Source organism: Rhizobium sp. SRI_017, from assembly GCF_057586295.1.
The window spans coordinates 138,635-157,561 of record NZ_JBYCZP010000003.1 but is presented as its reverse complement, the minus strand read 5'-3'; the positions used below and the strand labels follow the sequence as shown (position 1 = coordinate 157,561).

15 protein-coding genes are annotated in these 18,927 nt (G+C 60.8%); 6 read left to right on the top strand and 9 right to left on the bottom strand.

All coding sequences use genetic code 11. The annotated features are described in order from the left end of the window. Positions 1-8: 8 nt before the first annotated feature. Positions 9-1,292: an ABC transporter substrate-binding protein gene (locus AC2YI2_RS08460; RefSeq protein WP_487386020.1), complete on the bottom strand. Its 1,284-nt coding sequence runs from the start codon at positions 1,290-1,292 to the stop codon at positions 9-11. A gap of 389 nt (positions 1,293-1,681) precedes the next feature. Between AC2YI2_RS08460 and AC2YI2_RS08455 the strand changes: the two genes are divergently transcribed. From AC2YI2_RS08455 to AC2YI2_RS08440, 4 genes are all read left to right on the top strand, one after another. After that, positions 1,682-3,289: a peptide ABC transporter substrate-binding protein gene (locus tag AC2YI2_RS08455; protein ID WP_487386019.1), complete on the top strand. Its 1,608-nt coding sequence runs from the start codon at positions 1,682-1,684 to the stop codon at positions 3,287-3,289. A 102-nt stretch (positions 3,290-3,391) separates the two neighbouring features. After that, the gene (locus AC2YI2_RS08450) at positions 3,392-4,315 is read left to right on the top strand and encodes an ABC transporter permease (RefSeq protein ID WP_487386018.1); all 924 of its coding nucleotides are present in this window, start codon (positions 3,392-3,394) and stop codon (positions 4,313-4,315) included. After that, positions 4,308-5,438, top strand: coding sequence for an ABC transporter permease (locus AC2YI2_RS08445; protein ID WP_487386017.1), 1,131 nt, complete (start codon positions 4,308-4,310; stop codon positions 5,436-5,438). Before AC2YI2_RS08450 ends, AC2YI2_RS08445 begins: the two co-directional genes overlap by 8 nt. Before the next feature lies 1 nt (position 5,439). Beyond that, the gene (locus AC2YI2_RS08440) at positions 5,440-7,032 is read left to right on the top strand and encodes an ABC transporter ATP-binding protein (RefSeq protein WP_487386016.1); all 1,593 of its coding nucleotides are present in this window, start codon (positions 5,440-5,442) and stop codon (positions 7,030-7,032) included. A 243-nt stretch (positions 7,033-7,275) separates the two neighbouring features. On the opposite strand, the gene AC2YI2_RS08435 is transcribed toward AC2YI2_RS08440, so the two are convergent. The 8 genes from AC2YI2_RS08435 to AC2YI2_RS08400 all read right to left on the bottom strand — a co-directional run bounded on the left by AC2YI2_RS08435 (position 7,276) and on the right by AC2YI2_RS08400 (position 16,206). Then, positions 7,276-8,454 carry an aldose 1-epimerase family protein gene (locus AC2YI2_RS08435; protein ID WP_487386015.1) on the bottom strand — a complete coding sequence of 393 codons (1,179 nt, stop codon included), beginning with the start codon at positions 8,452-8,454 and terminating at the stop codon, positions 7,276-7,278. A 64-nt stretch (positions 8,455-8,518) separates the two neighbouring features. Beyond that, positions 8,519-9,433 carry a sugar phosphate isomerase/epimerase family protein gene (locus AC2YI2_RS08430; protein WP_487386014.1) on the bottom strand — a complete coding sequence of 305 codons (915 nt, stop codon included), beginning with the start codon at positions 9,431-9,433 and terminating at the stop codon, positions 8,519-8,521. 35 nt (positions 9,434-9,468) lie between these two features. Further along, on the bottom strand, positions 9,469-10,557 hold the full coding sequence (locus AC2YI2_RS08425; protein ID WP_487386013.1) for a Gfo/Idh/MocA family protein: 1,089 nt from the start codon (positions 10,555-10,557) through the stop codon (positions 9,469-9,471). Between the two features lie 24 nt (positions 10,558-10,581). After that, entirely contained in the window at positions 10,582-11,643 is a 1,062-nt protein-coding gene (locus tag AC2YI2_RS08420; RefSeq protein WP_487386012.1) for an ABC transporter ATP-binding protein, read from the bottom strand. Positions 11,644-11,646: 3 nt separating this feature from the next. Continuing rightward, complete coding sequence (locus tag AC2YI2_RS08415) at positions 11,647-12,735, bottom strand: ABC transporter ATP-binding protein (RefSeq protein ID WP_487386011.1); 1,089 nt, start codon at positions 12,733-12,735, stop codon at positions 11,647-11,649. Beyond that, the gene (locus tag AC2YI2_RS08410) at positions 12,732-13,673 is read right to left on the bottom strand and encodes a carbohydrate ABC transporter permease (RefSeq protein WP_487386010.1); all 942 of its coding nucleotides are present in this window, start codon (positions 13,671-13,673) and stop codon (positions 12,732-12,734) included. The genes AC2YI2_RS08415 and AC2YI2_RS08410 overlap by 4 nt, the downstream gene beginning before the upstream one ends. Then, complete coding sequence (locus AC2YI2_RS08405; protein ID WP_487386009.1) at positions 13,670-14,530, bottom strand: carbohydrate ABC transporter permease; 861 nt, start codon at positions 14,528-14,530, stop codon at positions 13,670-13,672. Before AC2YI2_RS08405 ends, AC2YI2_RS08410 begins: the two co-directional genes overlap by 4 nt. A 74-nt stretch (positions 14,531-14,604) precedes the next feature. Then, on the bottom strand, positions 14,605-16,206 hold the full coding sequence (locus tag AC2YI2_RS08400) for an extracellular solute-binding protein (RefSeq protein ID WP_487386008.1): 1,602 nt from the start codon (positions 16,204-16,206) through the stop codon (positions 14,605-14,607). Positions 16,207-16,496: 290 nt separating this feature from the next. Between AC2YI2_RS08400 and AC2YI2_RS08395 the strand changes: the two genes are divergently transcribed. Both AC2YI2_RS08395 and AC2YI2_RS08390 read left to right on the top strand, forming a co-directional pair. Then, positions 16,497-17,501, top strand: a complete 1,005-nt coding sequence (locus tag AC2YI2_RS08395) for a LacI family DNA-binding transcriptional regulator (RefSeq protein WP_487386007.1) — start codon at positions 16,497-16,499, stop codon at positions 17,499-17,501. Positions 17,502-17,779: 278 nt separating this feature from the next. Continuing rightward, positions 17,780-18,889 carry a fatty acid desaturase family protein gene (locus AC2YI2_RS08390; RefSeq protein ID WP_487386006.1) on the top strand — a complete coding sequence of 370 codons (1,110 nt, stop codon included), beginning with the start codon at positions 17,780-17,782 and terminating at the stop codon, positions 18,887-18,889. Positions 18,890-18,927: the final 38 nt, after the last annotated feature.

The following is an 18,927-nucleotide window of genomic DNA, read 5'->3' as shown; positions in this document are numbered from 1 at the left end:
GAGGAATGTCAGAGTTCCTGCTTGGTGTAGTCGGTTTCGTCCGGATACATGCCATCCTCGATCGACGTCGTATGCACGACATTGAGCTTGGCGCCCTCGACCTTGGAAATGAACTGCTTGCCGAAAACCTGATGGGTCTTGCCGTTGAAGGTCTTGTCGCCCTGCGGGTGCTCGTTGCTCGCCTCGAACTTGTCCATCGCCTCGAGTGCGGCGATGAAGTCCTTCTTCTGGTCCGGCCCCTTGTAGTTCGCCGTCTCCATTGCCTTCTTGATCACAAACAAAGTCTCCCAGACGGAGAACATGTGCGAATAGGTGGAGATATCCTTGGGGTCGTCGGTGCTGGCACCATTGGCATCGACGCCGACCTTCTCGCGGAAGAGCTTGTCGAACGCCGTCTGATCGGCCTGCGCATAGCGCGGATTGGCCTCCCAGAAATAAGTGCCGTCGAGATATTCGAGCTGTGGCGTGGCGAGATCGACCGCTTCGAGCGAATCGATGAAGCCGAAAATCTGCGGCCGCGTGGAACCGAAATGATCGCCGAGCTCCTTGACGAAAGTCAGAACCGCCGGCCCGACCATGACGTGGTAAAGCACCTCTGTGTCAGCAGGGATCTGCGGGAAATAACGGGTAAACGAACTCTCTGTCGGTGGGATCGGGATCAGGGCCGAGACTTCGCCGCCCTGCGTCTTGATCGCTTCGGAGAAGAAGTCGCGGTGATTGTGGCCGAATGCATAGTCAGGGAAGATCATCGCGACCTTCTTGCCGAGATTCTTCGAGATCCACGGCGCCATCGAGGCGACCTGGCTCTTCACATCGGTGATACCGGGCTGGAAGGTGTAGCGATTAAGGCCGCCGCCCGCGAGCTGATGGCCCTCTGAACAGACAAGATAGGGCACCTTGAGTTCGCCGGCACGCGGACCGGCCGCGGCCACGACGTGGCTGAAGAGATGACCGAAGATCGCATCGACCTTGTGCTCAGTTGCGAACTTCTCGACCACTTCCGTGCCGCGCTTGGGATCGGTGCCGTCATCTTCGACGATCATCTCGACTTCCATGCCGTTGATGCCGCCGCCCTCGTTGATCAGCTTGAGCGCGGCAACCGCGGTGCGCTCGTACCAGCGGCCGTAGGAGGCGCCGATGCCGGTGCGATGGAACGGAGCGCCGAGCTTGATCTTGCCGCCCTGCGCGCGCAGCACGGCGGGCGTGGCAAGCAGCGTTGCAGCCGTCACAGCGCTTTTCAGCACCGAACGGCGTGTGATTCTAGAACCTGCCAAGAAGATGGAATCCGTCATTTTGCGCTCCCAGTTTTGCCGTTTGAAACCTAGTTCGGCGCTATGCCGAACGCAAGCAAGCCCTGCCAAAAGCGCGACCGGAGTCTAACCCGGACCACGCCTGGTAACACTTGTCATTTCCCCTCGGAGCGTATTTCCGCTCCTTTTTTCATTTGTGTACGAAAGAATATGCGCGTTTCATCCAATGTGTCAATCGTAAGCTTGATCATCATGAATTCGACCACCTACAAACGACGTGCACGTAAACGTTATGTCGACTTTCCGACATTCGCATGCCAATGAACGCCCTATACGGACGAATAATTTGAGTTGCATTTCGACAAGCGCTAAATAGTCTCACGTGCGCACCAGCGGGGAACTGGGAATAAAACCAAGAACGGAGATACCCAATGAACATGAGACCCTTCTTCACATCAGTGGCTCGGACGACGCTCGCCGGCGCCTTGCTCGCCACCCTCGCCTTTCCGGTCCTGGCAGAGACCGTGATCCGACGAGGCAATGGCGGCGAGCCCCAGACGCTCGACCAGGCGCAGATCTCCATCGACATCGAAGGCTTCATCCAGCGCGACCTCTCGGAAGGCCTGATGGTCTATGACCGCGACGGCAAGGTCGTCCACGGCACGGCCGAGAGCCACACGCTCTCCGACGACGGCAAGGTCTACACGTTCAAGATCCGCGACAACGCCAAATGGTCGGACGGCTCGCCCGTCGTCGCCGGCGACTTCGTTTATTCCATGACCCGCGTGCTCGACCCGGCGACCGCCGCCGGCTATGCCAACATTCTCTACCCGATCAAGGGCGGCGAAGCTTTCAACACGAAGAAGGGTGACGCGACAGGCCTCGGCCTCAAGGCCGTCGACGACAAGACGCTGGAAATCACACTGGAGCGCGCGACGCCCTACTTCCTGCAGCTGCTCGCTCATTACACCGCGATCCCGGTCAACAAGGCCAGCATCGACAAGCATGGCAAGGAATTCACCAAGCCCGGCAATTTCGTGAGCAACGGCGCCTATATGCTCACCGAATATGTCGCCAACGACCACATCACGGCGGTCAAGAATCCGAACTACTGGGATGCCGCCAACGTCAAGATCGACAAGGTCATCTACAACCCGTCCGAAGACCAGGCCGCGACAGAGCGAATGTTCGAAGCGGGCGAACTCGATGTGGCCTATAACTTCCAGGCAGACCAGCGCGAGCACCTGACCAAGAAATATGGAGCAGACCAGGTCTTCGCGGCCCCGGCCAGCTCGACCTACTATTATGTCTTCGACGGCCGCAAGGAACCGTTCAACGACGTTCGAGTCCGCAAGGCGCTGTCGATGGCGCTCGACCGCGAATTCCTGGCTGGCAAGATCTATGGCGGCGCGCAGCTGCCGTCCTTCACCCTCGTCCCTGACGGCATGGAAGGCTACACCCTGCCCAAGGTCGATATCGCCGACATGGACCAGCTCGACCGCGAAGACGCCGCCAAGGCGCTGCTCAAGGAAGCCGGCTATGGCGATGGCGGCAAGCCGCTCACTATCGACATCCGATACAACACCAATGAGAACCACAAGAAGGTCGCGATCGCAGTGGCCGACATGTGGAAGGCCCTCGGCTCCAACATCAACGTGACGACGCAGAATCTCGATGTGAAGGCGCATTACGCCTATCTGCAGGAAGGCGGCTCGTTTGACGTCGCCCGCGCCGGCTGGTCGGCCGACTATGCCGATCCGGAAAACTTCCTCAACCTGATGGTCTCGACCAATACCGCCTTCAACTACGGCCATTGGAAAAACGAAAAGTTCGACGCACTTATGAAGGCCTCTTACGCGGAAGCCGATCCGGCCAAGCGCATGAAGATCATGAATGAGGCCGAGACCCTCATGCTCGCCGAATACCCGATTGCCCCGATGATGAACTATGCCAGCCTCTGGCTCATCAACAAGAAGGTCAAGGGCTTCAACCAGAACCTTGTGAATGAGCACCTGACCAAGTACCTCTCGATTGAGTGACCCAGCGGGTGCGCCCGGCAATTTGCCGGACGCGCCTTCTGCTCCCCGCGGTGGAACCGGCGCGGGGGGCTTTTGGTTACTCGAAAAGAGAGGAGGCGCTTCATGCTGCGTTTCATCCTCGTCCGGCTGCTGTCTTCGCTGCCGACGATCTTTATTGTTCTGACCTTGTCCTTCTTCATGATCCGCATCGCGCCCGGCGGCCCGTTCAATCTGGAACGGCCGCTTGATCCGGCGGTGCTGGCAAACATGAAGGCGGTCTATCATCTCGACCAGCCGATCTATCTGCAGTACCTCTACTATGTGGGCAATGTACTGCAGGGCGATTTCGGCCCGAGCTACATCTACAAGGACTACACCGTCGCTGAACTGATCCTGCAGGCACTGCCCTATTCGATCATTCTCGGCCTCTGGGCACTCGCAATTGCCGTCTTCGGCGGCGTCGCGATGGGCGTCTACGCGGCGCTGAGGCAGAATAGCTGGGCCGACTACCTGCTCATGGGCGTCGCCGCGATCGGTAATACGGTGCCCAATTTCGTGCTCGGCCCGATCTTGTCGCTGATCTTCGCGCTCGGTTTGAAACTTGTACCAACCGGCACGTGGGGCGATGGCGGCTTCCGCAACCTCATCCTGCCGGTCATCGTACTCGCCCTGCCGCAGCTGGCCGTCTTTGCCCGCCTCACGCGAGGCTCCATGATCGAAGCTCTACGCGCCGACCATGTCCGCACCGCCCGTGCCTATGGCCTGCCGTTCACAAGCGTCGTCGGCACGCACGCCCTGCGCGGCGCGCTGATGCCTGTCATCTCCTATCTGGGGCCGACCGCAGCCTCCGTGCTGACCGGCTCGATCATTGTCGAGACGATCTTTTCACTGCCTGGCGTCGGTCGCTACTTCGTGCTTGGCGCCTTGAATCGCGACTACACGCTGGTGATGGGCACCGTCGTGCTGATCTCGGTCTTCATCGTCGTGCTCAACCTGCTGGTCGACGTCATCTACGCCTTCATCGATCCGAGGGTGCGCCATGACTGAAACCGCCGTCATCCTACCGACCGAAGACGTCGTGCAAGGCCGCAGCCCCGGCGCCATTGCGTTCAAGCGCTTGAGGCGGAACAAGGCTGCTGTCGTCAGCGCTTTCGTTCTGATCGCGATAACCGCCTTCTGCTTCCTCGGCCCCTATGTGAACCCGCACAGCTACTCGGCCGTCTATCCGAGCTACGTGGCCGTCGGCCCCTCGCTTTCGCCCTATCCGCATGAGGAAACGCTCGAGCCCGTGATGAAGAACGCGGTTGAACGAGCGCGCGCGAATCTCGACTCCTTCGACGTCGAGGGTTCGACCTACACGGCCATCATCAGTTCCGAAAAGGAAATCGATCCCCGCGTGGTCCGCTATCTCGACCGGCCGGACGAATTCGACGGCGCGGCAATCACGGGAACCGCCAACGAAGGCAAGACGGCCACGGTGACCGGCCAGGTCAACGGCCAGCATTTCCTCCTGGGGACGGACCGCAACGGGCGCGACATGCTGGCCCGCATCATGGTCGGCGGCCAGGTCTCGCTGATGGTCGGCGTGCTCGCCACCATCGTCTCGCTCGTCATCGGCGTGATCTATGGCGCGGTCTCCGGCTATCTCGGCGGCCGTGTCGACAATGTGATGATGCGGCTGGTGGAGATCCTCTACTCCCTGCCCTTCATCTTCTTCGTCATCATGCTGGTCGTGTTCTTCGGCCGCCATTTCGTACTGATCTTCGTCGCCATCGGCGCGATCAACTGGCTCGACATGGCGCGCATCGTCCGCGGCCAGACGCTCGCGATCAAACGCCGCGAATTCGTCGGCGCCGCCGTCGCAATGGGCCTGAGCAACGGCCAGATTATCCGCCGTCACATCATCCCTAACGTGATCGGCCCGGTCGTCGTTTTCGTGACACTGTTGGTGCCGCAGGTCATCCTGCTCGAAAGTTTCCTCTCCTTCCTCGGCCTCGGCGTACAGGAACCGTTGACAAGCTGGGGGCTGCTGATCGCCGAGGGTGCGGGCGCCATCGAGGCGAGCCTCTGGCTGCTGCTCTACCCTGCCCTGTTCTTCGTCGTCACCCTGTCTGCGCTGAACTTCTTCGGCGACGGCTTGCGCGACGCCTTTGACCCCAAGGACCGCTGATATGAGCGAAACCATCCTCGATATCAGCAACCTTGACGTCCGCTTCGCGGCCGACGACGGCGAAGTCCATGCGGTGAAGAATGTCAGCCTCAAGGTCGAGAAGGGCGAAACGCTGGCGATCGTCGGCGAATCCGGCTCGGGCAAGAGCCAGACCATGATGGCGATCATGGGCCTGCTCGCGGCCAACGGCCGGGTGACGGGTTCTGCGCGTTATCGCGGCCAGGAACTCGTCGGATTGCCTTTGAAGAAGCTCAACGAGATCCGCGGCGGCAAGATCACCATGATCTTCCAGGAGCCGATGACCTCGCTCGACCCGCTCTACACGATCGGCGACCAGATCGCCGAACCGATCCGCTTTCATCGCAAGGTCTCGAAGGCGGAGGCGAAGAAGCGCGCACTCGAGCTGCTCAAGCTTGTCCACATCCCCGATCCCGAGCGGCGGTTGCGCTCTTATCCGCATGAAATGTCGGGCGGCCAGCGCCAGCGCGTGATGATCGCCATGGCGCTCGCCAACGATCCGGAACTGCTGATCGCCGACGAGCCGACGACGGCGCTCGACGTCACCATCCAGGCTCAGATTCTCAATCTTCTGCTGGAACTCAAGAACCGCATCGGTCTCTCGATCGTCTTCATTAGCCACGACCTCGGCATCGTCCGCCGTTTCGCCGACCGCGTCGCGGTGATGCGGCGCGGCGAACTGGTCGAGCAGGGCAGCGTCACTGAAATCTTCGACGCGCCCAAGCACGAATACACCAAGATGCTGCTCGCCGCGGAGCCCACCGGCAGCAAGCCGCCTGTCGACGCGGGTGCGCGGCGGCTGATCGAGGCACAGCACATGTCGGTGAGCTTTGAACTCGGCGGCGGATTTCTCGCGGGCCCGCCGGTCGAACTCAAGGCCGTCGACAAGGTGTCGCTCACCCTGCGCGAGGGCCAGACGATCGGCATTGTTGGTGAATCCGGCTCGGGCAAGTCGACCCTCGGTCGCTCGATCCTCAGGCTGGTGGAGGGGGACGGCCGGATATTCTTCCGCGGCAAGGACATCTCCCGTTCCGACCGGCGCGAGATGCGGCCACTGCGGCGCGAACTGCAACTCGTCTTCCAGGACCCCTACGGCTCGCTCTCGCCGCGGATGACGGCCGGGCAGATCGTCACAGAAGGCCTGCTCGTTCATGAGCCCACCCTTACGGCAAGGGACCGCGACCGGCTGGCTGTGGACGCGCTCCGTGAAGTCGGCCTCGATCCGGCAACGCGCAACCGCTATCCGCACGAATTCTCCGGGGGCCAGCGCCAGCGCCTCGCTATCGCTCGCGCCATCATCCTCAAGCCCAAGGTGATCGTTCTGGACGAGCCGACCTCGGCGCTCGACCGCTCTGTGCAGAAGCAGATCGTCGAGCTTCTCCGAGACCTGCAGGCGAGGCATGGCCTGTCCTACCTCTTCATCAGCCATGACCTTGCCGTGGTCCGGGCGCTATCGGATTATGTGATCGTGATGAAAAGCGGGCGGGTGGTGGAGGAAGGTGACACCGAGGCGATCTTCGATCATCCGCGGGAGGATTATACGCGGGAACTGATGGCGGCTGCTTTGGGGCATTAGGGGCTATCTCCGCCAATGGCTTCTCCGCACTGTGGATTACCCCTCACCAAGCGCGTCCAAGAACTCGACTTCGTCTCGTTTGGACTTGCTATCCTCTCCCACAAGGGGAGAGGTATTGTGCCCCAAACTCAACCCTCACCCGGGGCAAGGCGTTGCTGCGGATTTACCTCTCCCTTTGTGGGAGAGGATACGAAGGCCGGGTGAACGACAGTGAACCCTTGGCCGAAGTTGGTGAGGGGTAATTTACCTTCCCCCAAGCGGCACATGCCTCCCCGACACAGCCGGATAATCCTCCGCCGGCTGCTTAGCGATCCCCTCGATCCGCGATACTTCCCGCGCGATCTCGTCTTTCCCCGAAAATACCTTGAAGGTCACATCATAGCGCCGCTCATCACCATGCTCGAGCCAGATCATCTCGCCGCGCTCTCTGGCAAATTCCCTGCCCTGCACATGATGCGTCGATGGCTCCATGCCGATGACATACTGGCCGGAATGGAAATTCTGCCATTGATAATTGCAGGGGAACTGGTCCTTGCGGTTGACCACCTCGAAGGCGATCTCCAGCGCGTCATTGACCAGCAGAACCGGCACTTCGCCATTTGCGTCCGCCGCCATCTCATGCTGCCAGACCTGCTCGTGAAAGCCCATCTGCGGCGCCGGCATGGTGCGATAGCCGACATTCTGCTTGCGGTAATTGTCCCCGGCATGACCGGCCCAGACGACATCCGAGATCGGCGCGACGTAGCGCGAGCCTTCGGCCAGCACGGGATGGCCGACATTGACGTGGTAGAGATACATATGCGGCGTGCGGTAGAAGCCGCGATTGACGACGCTGTCGGAAATGCGGATCTCGTTGGTGCCGGCCTTGATCTCGATCCGACGCGTCAACTCGAGATGTTCACCGAACACCGCGCCCTGCGTCACGACGCCCTCGCACCAGAGTGTCATCTCGTCGCCCGACCAGCTCTCGCCATAGCCTGTCAGCCGCGCCGGTGTCATGCCGATGCGGCCATGCAGTGGATGGCTCACCGTCTTGCGGGGGCCGTAGACATAATGGTCGCCAGGCTCCTCGTTCATGAACAGCATCTGGTCGAGGCCGCAGGTGACGAGCAGGCCCGACGCGCTGCGAAGCCAGCCGAGCCCGCCCTCACCTTCTGCATGATGCAGACCCGGATCCTTGAACCCGGCAGGCGAATGCCAACCGATGGACATGCCGCGATAGTCGCAGTCGCCGATATCGAGGCAGCGGTCGACCATCACGGTGAAGCGAAGCCCGGTGCCGCTGCGGAACTCCAGCATCCGCACCCCCCGCTCGACGCCGTCGGCCAGCGTCACCAGGCGCACGCCGGCAAATTGCGTCAACGAGCCGGCATGAGCCGAAAGATCGCGCCGCGATCTCTGCCCACCGTAAATCTCGACCATATCGGTATTCCTGTATCAGAATGCATCGGGATGGCGGTCGCTTGCCCGCCATCCCCGTCTTAACTCAAAGGCCGTTGGCGCGCATCTTGCCGTCGAGGAACTTCTTGGCGCGCGGAACATCCGCCTCTTCGAGATGTTCGATAATGACGGGGATGTTCGGGTGCTTGCGCGCCAGGAGCTTGAGGTAGAGGTCGTAGTTCAACGAGCCGAGACCCGGTGCCGGCAATTCGATTTCGCCGACGCCGCGGAAGGTGTGGCTTTCCAGCGCGTCCTCGTCACCGATATTGGCATGCTTCTCGGCCTTGTCGTCGCCGGAACGCTTGACGTCCTTGGCATGGCCGATCTTGATCTTGTCCTGCAGCGTGTCGAAGACCTGGTTGAGGATCTTGTCCATGTCGTCGATATTGTGGGACTCGAAATAGTTGGTCGGGTCCATCAGCAGGCCGAGGCCGGGGTGATCGACCTGCGCGAACATCTTGACCGTCTCCTCGACCGAGCCGACAACGTTGTTGACATAGGTTTCGAGCAGGAAAACCGCGCCGTGGTCATAGGCGTATTGCGAGAGATCTGCGACGACCTTGCGGCACTCTTCGAAACCTTCCTCGGTCTTGTTCTTTGGGTGATGCACCCAGTCGGACTCGGTGTTGTAGGTACCGGTTTCGGAGATCACGTAAGGCGTGCCGAGATACTGGGCGTGCCGGATAATTTCCTTGAGATAGCCGACGCGGCGGGCACGCTCTTCCTTGTCCGGATGGATGATGTTGGTGTAGCCCGAAATGCAGCAGATCGGCAGGTTGTGGTCACGGAACGTGTTGCGGATCGTGGCGCACTTGTCCTTGGTGATCTGGCCGGCACTCAGGTCGATATCCTTGAAGTGCATGTCGAGCTGGACAGTGTTGAAATCCAGCGAGCGGATCTTCTTTGCCGTCTCTTCGAGCGTATAGGGAAAGTAGGCGGTGAAAATACCGGTCTGCATCATGGTGGTAGTCCTCCCTTTCGGTATCGGTTCTAGAGTTAGATTGCGATTTCGCTGAGCTTGATGGCGCGGCCTTCGTCCATCGAACGATAGCCGGCCTCGACCAGCGCCATGGTCTTGACGTTGTCGGCGACATTGAGCTTGGGCTCGGTGCCGCTCTTCACCGCATATTGCAGCTGCTCCATCACGCCGATGAAGGCGTGCGGGAACCACATCGTGTCCCAGGTCGGGGTGACCCACTTGCCGCCGGTGGTCTTCTTGGAAGCGTAAGTCAGTGTCGAGGCCGCGCCGTTCGGCCAGCCGATCGTCCCATGCGCCACGCCGTCGGTGCCCTCGACGCGCCACTTGATGTAGAATTCACTGTCGAAGCCTTCCTCGCGCGGACCGGCCCAAACGTCCTCCATCGAGACCGCCAACACATTGCCGGGAAACTTGATGGTCGAGACCGTGATGCCGTCCTTGTGCTTGAACGAAGTGCGCGGGTCGGTGCGGGTGGCGCAGTAGATCTCTTCCGGATCGCCGAACAGGAAGCGCAGCACGTCGAGGTGATGCACACTCATGTTGGCGAGTGTCAGGCGGTCGAACTCCTCGAGGAATGTCTGCCAGTGCGGGATGGCGCGCATGTCGATGGTCGCCATGACGATATCGCCGAGCTCGTGCCTGTCGAGGATCTGCTTCAGCACCTGCATCGACTGGTCGTAGCGCATGTTCTGGTTGACCGAGAGGATTTTGCCGGCGGCCTTGGCTTCGTCGCGCAGCGTCCTGGCTTCGTCGAGCGAGAGCGCCAGCGGCTTCTGCGCCAGGATCGCCTTGATATGCGTCTCCCCAAGCGCCGCGCGGATCAGCGCTGGCTGCTGGTCCGGCGGAAAGGCGAGATCAACGATGTCGACGTTCTTGTCCTTGATCAGCGCTTCCGGCGTGTCATGAACCTTGGGGATGCCCCAGCGCTCGGCGACCTTGGCTGCATTGGCCCTGGTGCGCGAGGCGATGGCGACCACGTTGAAGCCGGCTTCCTTGTAAGCGGCAAGATGGCATTCAGCCATGATCATGCCGGCGCCGATTGCGCCGATCCGATAGTCCTTCACCCGGATATCGACATCCGGCTTGAAACCCTTGGCATCCGCCATGTCTTTCCTCCCTTATGCTCCCGATCAGGCGAGCGACAGCGCCTGCCCATCGGGCCTGAAAAAATGCATCTTCTTCGGGTCGCAGCTCAGCGCGACACTTGAATCGACGGTGACCTGCGGCTGGCCGCGCATTAGCACACGCAGCTTCTCGTCGCCGGCGGATATGGTCACCACCGTGTAGCCACCTAGTGGCTCAACCTCGTAGACGCGCGCGGGGACTCCTGCCCGACCTTCGGTCCAGGGCTCGGCCCTGAGGTCCTCCGGGCGGATGCCGATGCCGGCAGCGCCATCGGGCACCGCATTGCCCGCAAGCTGGATTGCGCCAGCGGCAGCCGAGATGGCATTACCACGCTCGATGCCAAGCAGGTTGATCGCCGGCGCGCCGAGCAGCCGTGCGACATACTGGCTCGCCGGATGGTCGTAGATTTCCGATGGCTTGCCGATCTGTCGGATCGCACCATTTTCGAAGATCGCCATGCGGTCGGCGATCGACATCGCCTCTTCCTGGTCATGCGTGACATAGATGAGCGTATGGCCCAGCTCGCGCTGGATACGCTTGAGCTCGACGCGGGTCTCTTCACGCAACCGCGCATCAAGTGCCGAAATCGGGTCATCCATCAGATAGGCCGCGGGATCGCGGACCAGTGCGCGTGCAATCGCCACGCGCTGCCGCTCGCCGCCCGACAGGTGCGCCGGCAATTTGTGCAGGAGATGGCCGATATGCAGCTTCTCCGACACCGAGGCGACACGCGCCTTGATCTTGTCCTCGGCGATCTTGCGCTCGACCAGCGGGAAGCGGACATTCTGCTCCGCCGTCATATGCGGGAACAGTGCCAGGTTCTGGAACACCATCGCGACATTACGCTCGGCCGGCGACAGCCCATTGACCGGCCGGCCGCCGATCAGGATCTCGCCGCTATCGGGGCTTTCCAGCCCGAGGATCAGCTTGAGGATCGTCGACTTGCCCGACAGGGGCGGCCCGAAGAGACAGAAAAACTCGTTGTCCTTGACGTCGAAGGAGACATTGTCGACGGCAACCGTATCGCCGAAGCGCTTGGTCACATTGCGGAACGTGATCGATGCCATGGATCAAGCCTCCCTGATCGCCTGGCCGGTGACGGCATCGAAAAGCCGCACCGCATCCTTGTTGACGTCAAGTCGCGCGGTCATGCCGGCCTCGAGTCCATTGTCGTTGTCGAGCACGATCTTGACGGACGCCTTGTTGCGGCCGGCATGGACGATGGTCCGCGCGCCGATCCGTTCGACGAAAAAGACCGGCAATCCATCCGGCGCAGCCGTCATCGCGGCCTGTTCCGGACGGAAGCCATAATAGACGTCATTCGCCTTCCGCGCTCGCGCGGCATGAGCGAGACCTTCGCTCAGCAGCCCAGAACGGCCGAATTCGCCGAGATCGACCGCAAGCGAGCCGCCGACCTCGGCAAGCTTGCCCTTGACGAGGTTCATGCCGGGTGACCCGAGGAAGCCAGCAACGAACGTATTCGACGGATTGTTGTAGACCTCGACCGGCGACCCGGTCTGCTGCAGTACGCCGTGGTCCATGACGGCGATGCGGTCAGCCATGGTCATCGCTTCGAGCTGGTCATGCGTCACATAGACCATGGTCTGCTTGAACTGCCGCTGCAGATGCTTGAGCTCGGTGCGCATCACCGCGCGGAAGGCGGCGTCGACATTCGAGAGCGGCTCGTCGAGTAGGAAGATCGCCGGCTCGACGATGGCCGAACGGCCGATCGCCAAGCGTTGGAGGATATTGACCGACAGCTTGGCCGAGGGCTGCTTAAGCAGCGGGCTCAGTTGCAGGAAGTCGGCAATCGCCTTCACCCGGCGGTCGATCTCGGGCTCCGGCAGCTTTCGAACACGCAGGCCGTAGGCAAGGTTTTCATAGACCGACATATGCGTGAAGATCGCATAGTTCTGGAAGACGAAGCCGACCCCCCGCTTGCCCATCGACACGCCCGACATGTCGCGGTCGTCGAACTTGATCCGGCCCGAGGTCGGATCCTCCATGCCTGCAATCATGTTCATCGTCGTCGACTTGCCGCAGCCCGAGGGACCGAGCAGCGCCACGAACTCGCCGTCATCAATCTTGAGGTCCATGGTCTTGAGCGCCTGGAAGGCACCGAAACTCTTGGTGAGATTTTCGAGATGAATGGCAGTCATGCGGCGCGCGCCTTGTTCATGCGCGCAATCGCGAAATTGGCGACGATGGAGAGGAAGATCAGGATGGCGAGCGCGATGGCCGCGACATAGCCCCAGATCAGGTCGTTCTGCGTGACCTTGTAGATGTAGACGGAGATCGTCTCGGTCGCGACGCCGGGGCCGCCTCCGGTCATGATGAACAGCGTGTCGAAGATCTTGAAATTCTCGATGACGCGGATTGCCAGCGCAATGATGATGATTGTCTTCATCTTCGGCAGGATGATAGTGCGGAAGCGCTGCGGCCAGGAGGCCCCGAGCAGGGTCGCGGCACGGAGCTGATCCTCCGGCACGCCGGCGAGCCCCGCGAGCAGGATCAGGAACATCAGCGGCGTCCACTGCCAGATGTCAGCGATCATGACGGCGACCAGCGCCCATTCGGGGCTCGATAGCCAGGCAAGCGAGAAGGTCGTCCCCGTGAGCGACGAAATAATGTCGTTCACCGGGCCGCCGGACTGGAACAGCATGAAGAACATGTAGCCGGCGACCGCGGGCACCACCATCATCGGCATCAGCAGGATCGAGTAGAAGAAGCGTTTTCCCCGGAAGTCGTCCATGAACAGCAGCGCCAGCGCAAAGCCGAGCAAGAACTCCGCCGGCACGCAGATCAGCATGATCACGGCCGTCCGGCCTAGCGCCGACCAGAAGCGACTATCGACCGCGAGATCGGTATAATTGGCGAAATTGTTCCACAGCTGCCAGGCGCTCCACCACGGAATACCGTCGAGCGGCGACCAGTCGGTGACGGAAATGTAGAGCTGCATCAGCAGCGGGAAGACCGATATGAACAGGACCAGGACCTGCGCCGGCAGCGTCAGGCGGAACCCAAGTCTCCTGCTTTCCTGATCTGAGGTCGGCGCGACCGCGGGAGGCGCGACCGGATTGACAGCCACGGCGCTCATTGCTTGAGCGCTCCGAAGGTGAGGCCGCGCACCAGATGCTTCTGGATGGCGATACCCATGATGACGGGCGGGACCGCGGCGATCAGGCCAAGTGCTGCCTTGGCACCATAGAGCTGGCCGGTCATCGAGGACGAGAGCGAGGCCATGTAGACGGGGATGGTCACCCAGTCGCGCGTGGTGAGCAGTAGGCCGATCAGATAGTCCGACCAGTTGAGGATGAAGACGAAGAGTGCGGAACTCGCGAGTGGCGCCCGCATCATCGGCAGCGTGATCTGCGTGAACACGCGGAAGCGGGAACAGCCTTCGACGCGCGCCGCATCCTCGATCTCGCGCGGCATGTCGTCGAAGAATGTCTTCATCAGCCAGAAGGCAAAGGGCAGCGTCACGATGCCATAGATCAGCGCAAGGCCCCACCAGGTGTCGATCATGCCGAGAAACGACCACATGATCATGACCGGGATCATGACGGCCATCGGCGGGAAAAGTCGAAGCTGGATAAGCGCGAGCGGCAGGTTCTGGCCCGAGCCGAAGCGCGACAGGCCATAGGCCGCAGCCGTGCCGGCGCTCATCGCAATGAGAGTGCCGAAGACGGCAGAAAGAAGCGAAGACAGGATCGGCTTTGTCGCGGACTTATCGAGCGCGACGATAAGGTCCGAATTGGACTCGCCGAAGACGAAGCGGAAATTATCCAGAGTCGGATTTTTCGGCCACCAAGTCAGGTCGGCTCCAACCGCGGTCCACTCGACAATCGGCTTGAAGGCCATGGAGGCCATCCAGAGGATCGGCACGAGCGTTACCGCGACGGCAAGGATCACCGCCACGTAACGAAAAGCTTCAAAGAGGGGTGACCGGTTCATCGTCTCGTCTGCATTGAAAAACTTTCTCTGCGGAAGGCGGCAAGCCGCCTTCCGCTTCGGCAGCCTTGGGAGGCTTAGTCCGTAATGGTTGGCCAGGCCACCTTGTTGGCCTTGATCGCAGCGATCAATTTTTCCTCGCCTGTGCGGCGAGCGATGCGTTGCCACTGCTTCTCGGTGTCCGCCATCGCCTCCTCGGGCGTCTTGGACTTGGTCAGTGCAGCGACCAGGTTTTCGTCGAGCGCGTTGTGGAAGGCGGTCGCGCCGGGATAGTTGATCGTCGGCACGGCGCGGGCGACGCTCTCGCGGACCACGTCCATGTGATAGGCGTGGTAGGTCTCGCGGACGAGCGGATCGGCGAAGTCCGACAGGCGGAATGGGTCGAAATAACCGCCCGGGTTGGCCGTCATCCACGAATAGATGCGGGCCGAACCGAGCCACTGCAGCAGCAGATAGGCCAGTTCTGGGTTCTTGCTCTGCGTCGAGACCGAGGCCGACAGGTTGAGCCAGAGCACGGTCCGGCGGATGAGCTTGCCATCCACTTCATGGCCCGGCGGCAGCATCGAGCCGATCTTGCCCGTGACCTTCGAACCCGTATTGCCGGCATTGTCGAGGAATTTCGGCAAGTTGGAGAAAGCACAGGTCATGGCAGCGCCGGCACCGGCGAAATTGCCATACTGCTCCGGCCAGCCCCAGGAGATCGCATCCGGCGAATGGTGCGCGAGCGAGTCGACATATTCCTTGGTCGCGGCCCAGCCGGCTTCGGAATTGATGAGCGCCTTGCCGGAATCGTCGAAGAGATACTGGTTCGGATTGCCCATCGAAACGAAGCGCTGGTACCAGTTGGTGTAGCCCCAGCCCTGATTGCGCAGGTCGGTCGAGCCAAACAGGCCCTTGTCCGGACGATGGAAAAAGGCTGCGATTTCGCCATGTTCCTTCCAGGTCTTCGGCGGGGCGAGTTCGTAGCCATGCTTGTCGGCGAAGGCCTTCTTTTCGGCTTCGTCGTTGAAGAGGTCGGTACGGTAGTTCCAGGTCTGGAAGTCGCCATCGAGCGACACACCATAAGTCGAGCCGCTATATTGGTTGAGCAGCGAAACACCCTGGGCGCCATTCACGTAGCCCGTTTCGGGGGCATCCCATTCCGGTTTGTGGGCGGCGACATACTCGTCGAGATTGGCGATGCCGCCGGTTTCGGCGAGGTCGCCCAAGCGGTTCCATTCGACGGCATAGATATCGAAGGCGCCGGCCTTGGTCGAGATGTCCTGCATGGTCTTGGTGAATTCCTGGCCGTTCGGCACGCCGACGATTTCGAGCGTGACGCCGGTTTCCTTTTCCCAAAGATCCTTGATCGACGGCGCGCCCTTGGGGAATGGCTGGGTCAACTGACCGATCGAGCCGTCAGAGAGACCGAGAACGATCTTGTCACCCTTACCCGCAGCCTTGATCGCCTTTGCGGCTTCGACCGCGCGGCCCTCGGGTGTATCGGCGCCGTACTGGTAGCGCTCGGAACCATCAAAGCCCGTCGGACCGCCGATCATGCCATCGGCAAGCTTGTCCGCCGCGAAGGCGCGGCCCGGACGGATGAACTGGGGTGCGATGCCGATGGCGGCCGTCAGGCCGGCAACCCGCGTGGACGTCGCCAGAAACTTGCGACGAGAAATCGTCAAATTGGTAGCCATGAATTTCCTCCCTTGCGACCAGTGCTCCTCTCGTCGCTTGATGTATATTGATTTGTTGAGTGATTACTGTCAACATCATAAATGATCAACGTACATCAAAATCCACATCGGACGCGATCAATCGCGAAAAGCACAAGCAAATCAACGCTTGAATCTGACGAAGAGCTGATGCTTTTTGATGCAATGCGGGAGGATTACGACGCTATGTTGCGCTGCATGCGTTTTTGGGATTGCAAGTCCACGCCCTTCGAATACATCAGTTTCAATCATCGACTGACGAGGGAATCGCCGTGCGCTCAACGCTGACCGATATCGCCAGGGACTCGGGCGTATCGACTGCCACGGTCGACCGGGTATTGAACAATCGTGCCGGCGTATCGAGCCGTACACGCACCATCGTCATGGAGACCGCGACGCGGCTGGGCTATTTCGGCCAGACCGAACCCGCGGTCGAGCGCATAAGGCTTGATTTCGTCCTGCCCGAAGGTACCAACACCTTCATCGCCGGCCTAAAGGCGCAATTGGAGCGCCAGTGCGCGGCCCAAGACGGCATCGACTATCAGATCCATTCCGTCGAAGGCTTCAATCCGCTCTCGCTCGCGCAGAAGCTCGCGGCGCTTCGCTCCGTGACCCAGGGCATCGGGTTGATCGCGCTCGACCATCCGGCGGTGCGTGAGGAATTGCGGGCACTTGCCGAGGCCGGCGTCAAGGTCGTCACGCTCGCCTCCGACATCCTGCATGTCGCACGAACCGGCTATGTTGGCATCGACAACCGCGCAGCGGGCCGCCTCGGCGGCTATCTGCTCGGCCGGCTGCTGCCCCCAACACCAGGCAAGATCGCACTTTTCGCAGGCTCCCTCTCCTATCGCGGCCATGAGGAACGCGAGATGGGCTTTCGCCACATCATCTCCGAGGAATTCCGGCACCTCGAGATCGTGCAGATGCGCGAGATTCGCGACGACCGTCAGCGCGCCTATGAGGAAACTCTGGCATTGCTTGACCGCCATCCGGATCTCGCCGGCATCTACAATATCGGCGGCGGCAGTTCCGGCATCGGCAAGGCCCTCAATGACCGTGGGCGCGGCAAATCGATCATCTTCATCGGCCATGAATTGACCGAAAACTCCAAGCCGCTGCTGCTGTCGGGCACAATGGATGCAGTCATCGACCAGAATCCACGAGTCGAGGCACGTGAGGCCATCGGATTGCTGGCCAGCGCTATCCGCAACAGACCCTTCGAAGAGCATCCGCCGCGCCTCCAGGTGATCTTCCGGGAAAACATCCCGGAGCACTGAACAGATATTGATGTAAAATGATGCGAATTGCTCCGACATCCCGGAAACCAAGGGATGAGCAGGGTACTTCTTGCATTCCAGTGGCGGCCGTTCGCGCCATTTGCGATAGGATACCCACATAAATCGCCGCTTTGAACGACGAGATGATGGCAGATGATGTTGACTTCGTCATTTTGAGGCGTCAATATACATCAACGTTGATCAGCGCTAACATAGCGGGCTTTCCTGCCCGCGCCGAGCCAGGGGCACCCGGCCGGTAGACGGAATGGGAGGTCTCGATGGCAGTGACGGATTCGGCAGGTACAGTGAAGCCGAAGCGGGACTATAGTCTCACCGGCGAAAGCTCGCGCCGCGCGGTGGAGATCGGCCTCGCATCGGCCGAATGGTATCACACCGAGATCCCGCGCAAGGTGATGAAGGAACTGATGCAGCGTTCCGATGGCCCCGCCATCCGCGACACCATCATCTGGATCGCCGCCCACATCCTCTCCGCTGCCGGCCTTATCTATTTCTGGGGCACCTGGTGGTGCGTCCCCTTTGTTATCGTCTATGGCGTTGTCTACGGTTCTGCCTGCGACTCGCGCTGGCACGAATGCGGCCATGGCACAGCCTTCAAGACGCGCTGGATGAATGACGTGATCTACGAGATCGCCAGCTTCCAGGTCATGCGCAACTCGGTCAGCTGGCGCTGGAGTCATGCCCGCCACCACACCGACACGATCATTGTCGGCCGCGATGCCGAAATCGCCGTGATGCGGCCCCCGGACCTCCTCCGCGCTGCCCTCGCCTTTACCGGCATTCTCGACGCCTATCTTTCGATCCTGACGCTGTCGCGCAACGCCTTGGGCAATCTCAGCGAAGAGGAAAAGACCTATATTCCCGAGATGGAACGCGGCAAAGCCATCACCGTCGCCCGCTGGCATATGGCCATCTACATCGCCACTGTCGCGCTCTCGCTTTACATGTGGTCGTTCCTGCCGCTGATGCTCGTCGGTCTGCCGCGTCTCTACGGCTGCTGGCACATGGTCATGACCGGTCTGCTGCAGCATATCGGGCTTGCCGACAATGTGGTCGATCATCGCCTCAACAGCCGCACGGTCTACATGAACCCGATCAGCCGGTTCATCTACTGGAACATGAACTACCATGTCGAACATCACATGTTCCCCATGGTGCCGTATCACGCCCTGCCGAAGCTGCATGAATTGATCAAGCACGATCTGCCGACACCGAACCCGTCGATCTGGCACGCCTACAAGGAAGTGTGGCCGATCGTGAAGCGCCAGCTGCGCTACGAGGATTTCTACCTCAAGCGCGAACTGCCACCGACGGCCCGGCCGTACCGGATGGAATTCCACGACATGCCGGTTGGCGCGGCCGCGGAATAATCCTGCCATTTTCGCGGGCCAGATGGCCCGCAACTTCT

Bases quoted from the DNA above. Each gene is read 5' to 3' on its own strand.
- AC2YI2_RS08440 (WP_487386016.1), top strand. From the start codon at position 5,440: ATGAGCGAAACCATCCTCGATATCAGCAACCTTGACGTCCGCTTCGCG.
- AC2YI2_RS08445 (WP_487386017.1), top strand. From the start codon at position 4,308: ATGACTGAAACCGCCGTCATCCTACCGACCGAAGACGTCGTGCAAGGC.
- AC2YI2_RS08420 (WP_487386012.1), bottom strand. From the start codon at position 11,643: ATGGCATCGATCACGTTCCGCAATGTGACCAAGCGCTTCGGCGATACG.
- AC2YI2_RS08415 (WP_487386011.1), bottom strand. From the start codon at position 12,735: ATGACTGCCATTCATCTCGAAAATCTCACCAAGAGTTTCGGTGCCTTC.
- AC2YI2_RS08430 (WP_487386014.1), bottom strand. From the start codon at position 9,433: ATGATGCAGACCGGTATTTTCACCGCCTACTTTCCCTATACGCTCGAA.
- AC2YI2_RS08455 (WP_487386019.1), top strand. From the start codon at position 1,682: ATGAACATGAGACCCTTCTTCACATCAGTGGCTCGGACGACGCTCGCC.
- AC2YI2_RS08390 (WP_487386006.1), top strand. From the start codon at position 17,780: ATGGCAGTGACGGATTCGGCAGGTACAGTGAAGCCGAAGCGGGACTAT.
- AC2YI2_RS08425 (WP_487386013.1), bottom strand. From the start codon at position 10,557: ATGGCGGATGCCAAGGGTTTCAAGCCGGATGTCGATATCCGGGTGAAG.
- AC2YI2_RS08450 (WP_487386018.1), top strand. From the start codon at position 3,392: ATGCTGCGTTTCATCCTCGTCCGGCTGCTGTCTTCGCTGCCGACGATC.
- AC2YI2_RS08435 (WP_487386015.1), bottom strand. From the start codon at position 8,454: ATGGTCGAGATTTACGGTGGGCAGAGATCGCGGCGCGATCTTTCGGCT.
- AC2YI2_RS08460 (WP_487386020.1), bottom strand. From the start codon at position 1,292: ATGACGGATTCCATCTTCTTGGCAGGTTCTAGAATCACACGCCGTTCG.
- AC2YI2_RS08400 (WP_487386008.1), bottom strand. From the start codon at position 16,206: ATGGCTACCAATTTGACGATTTCTCGTCGCAAGTTTCTGGCGACGTCC.
- AC2YI2_RS08410 (WP_487386010.1), bottom strand. From the start codon at position 13,673: ATGAGCGCCGTGGCTGTCAATCCGGTCGCGCCTCCCGCGGTCGCGCCG.
- AC2YI2_RS08405 (WP_487386009.1), bottom strand. From the start codon at position 14,530: ATGAACCGGTCACCCCTCTTTGAAGCTTTTCGTTACGTGGCGGTGATC.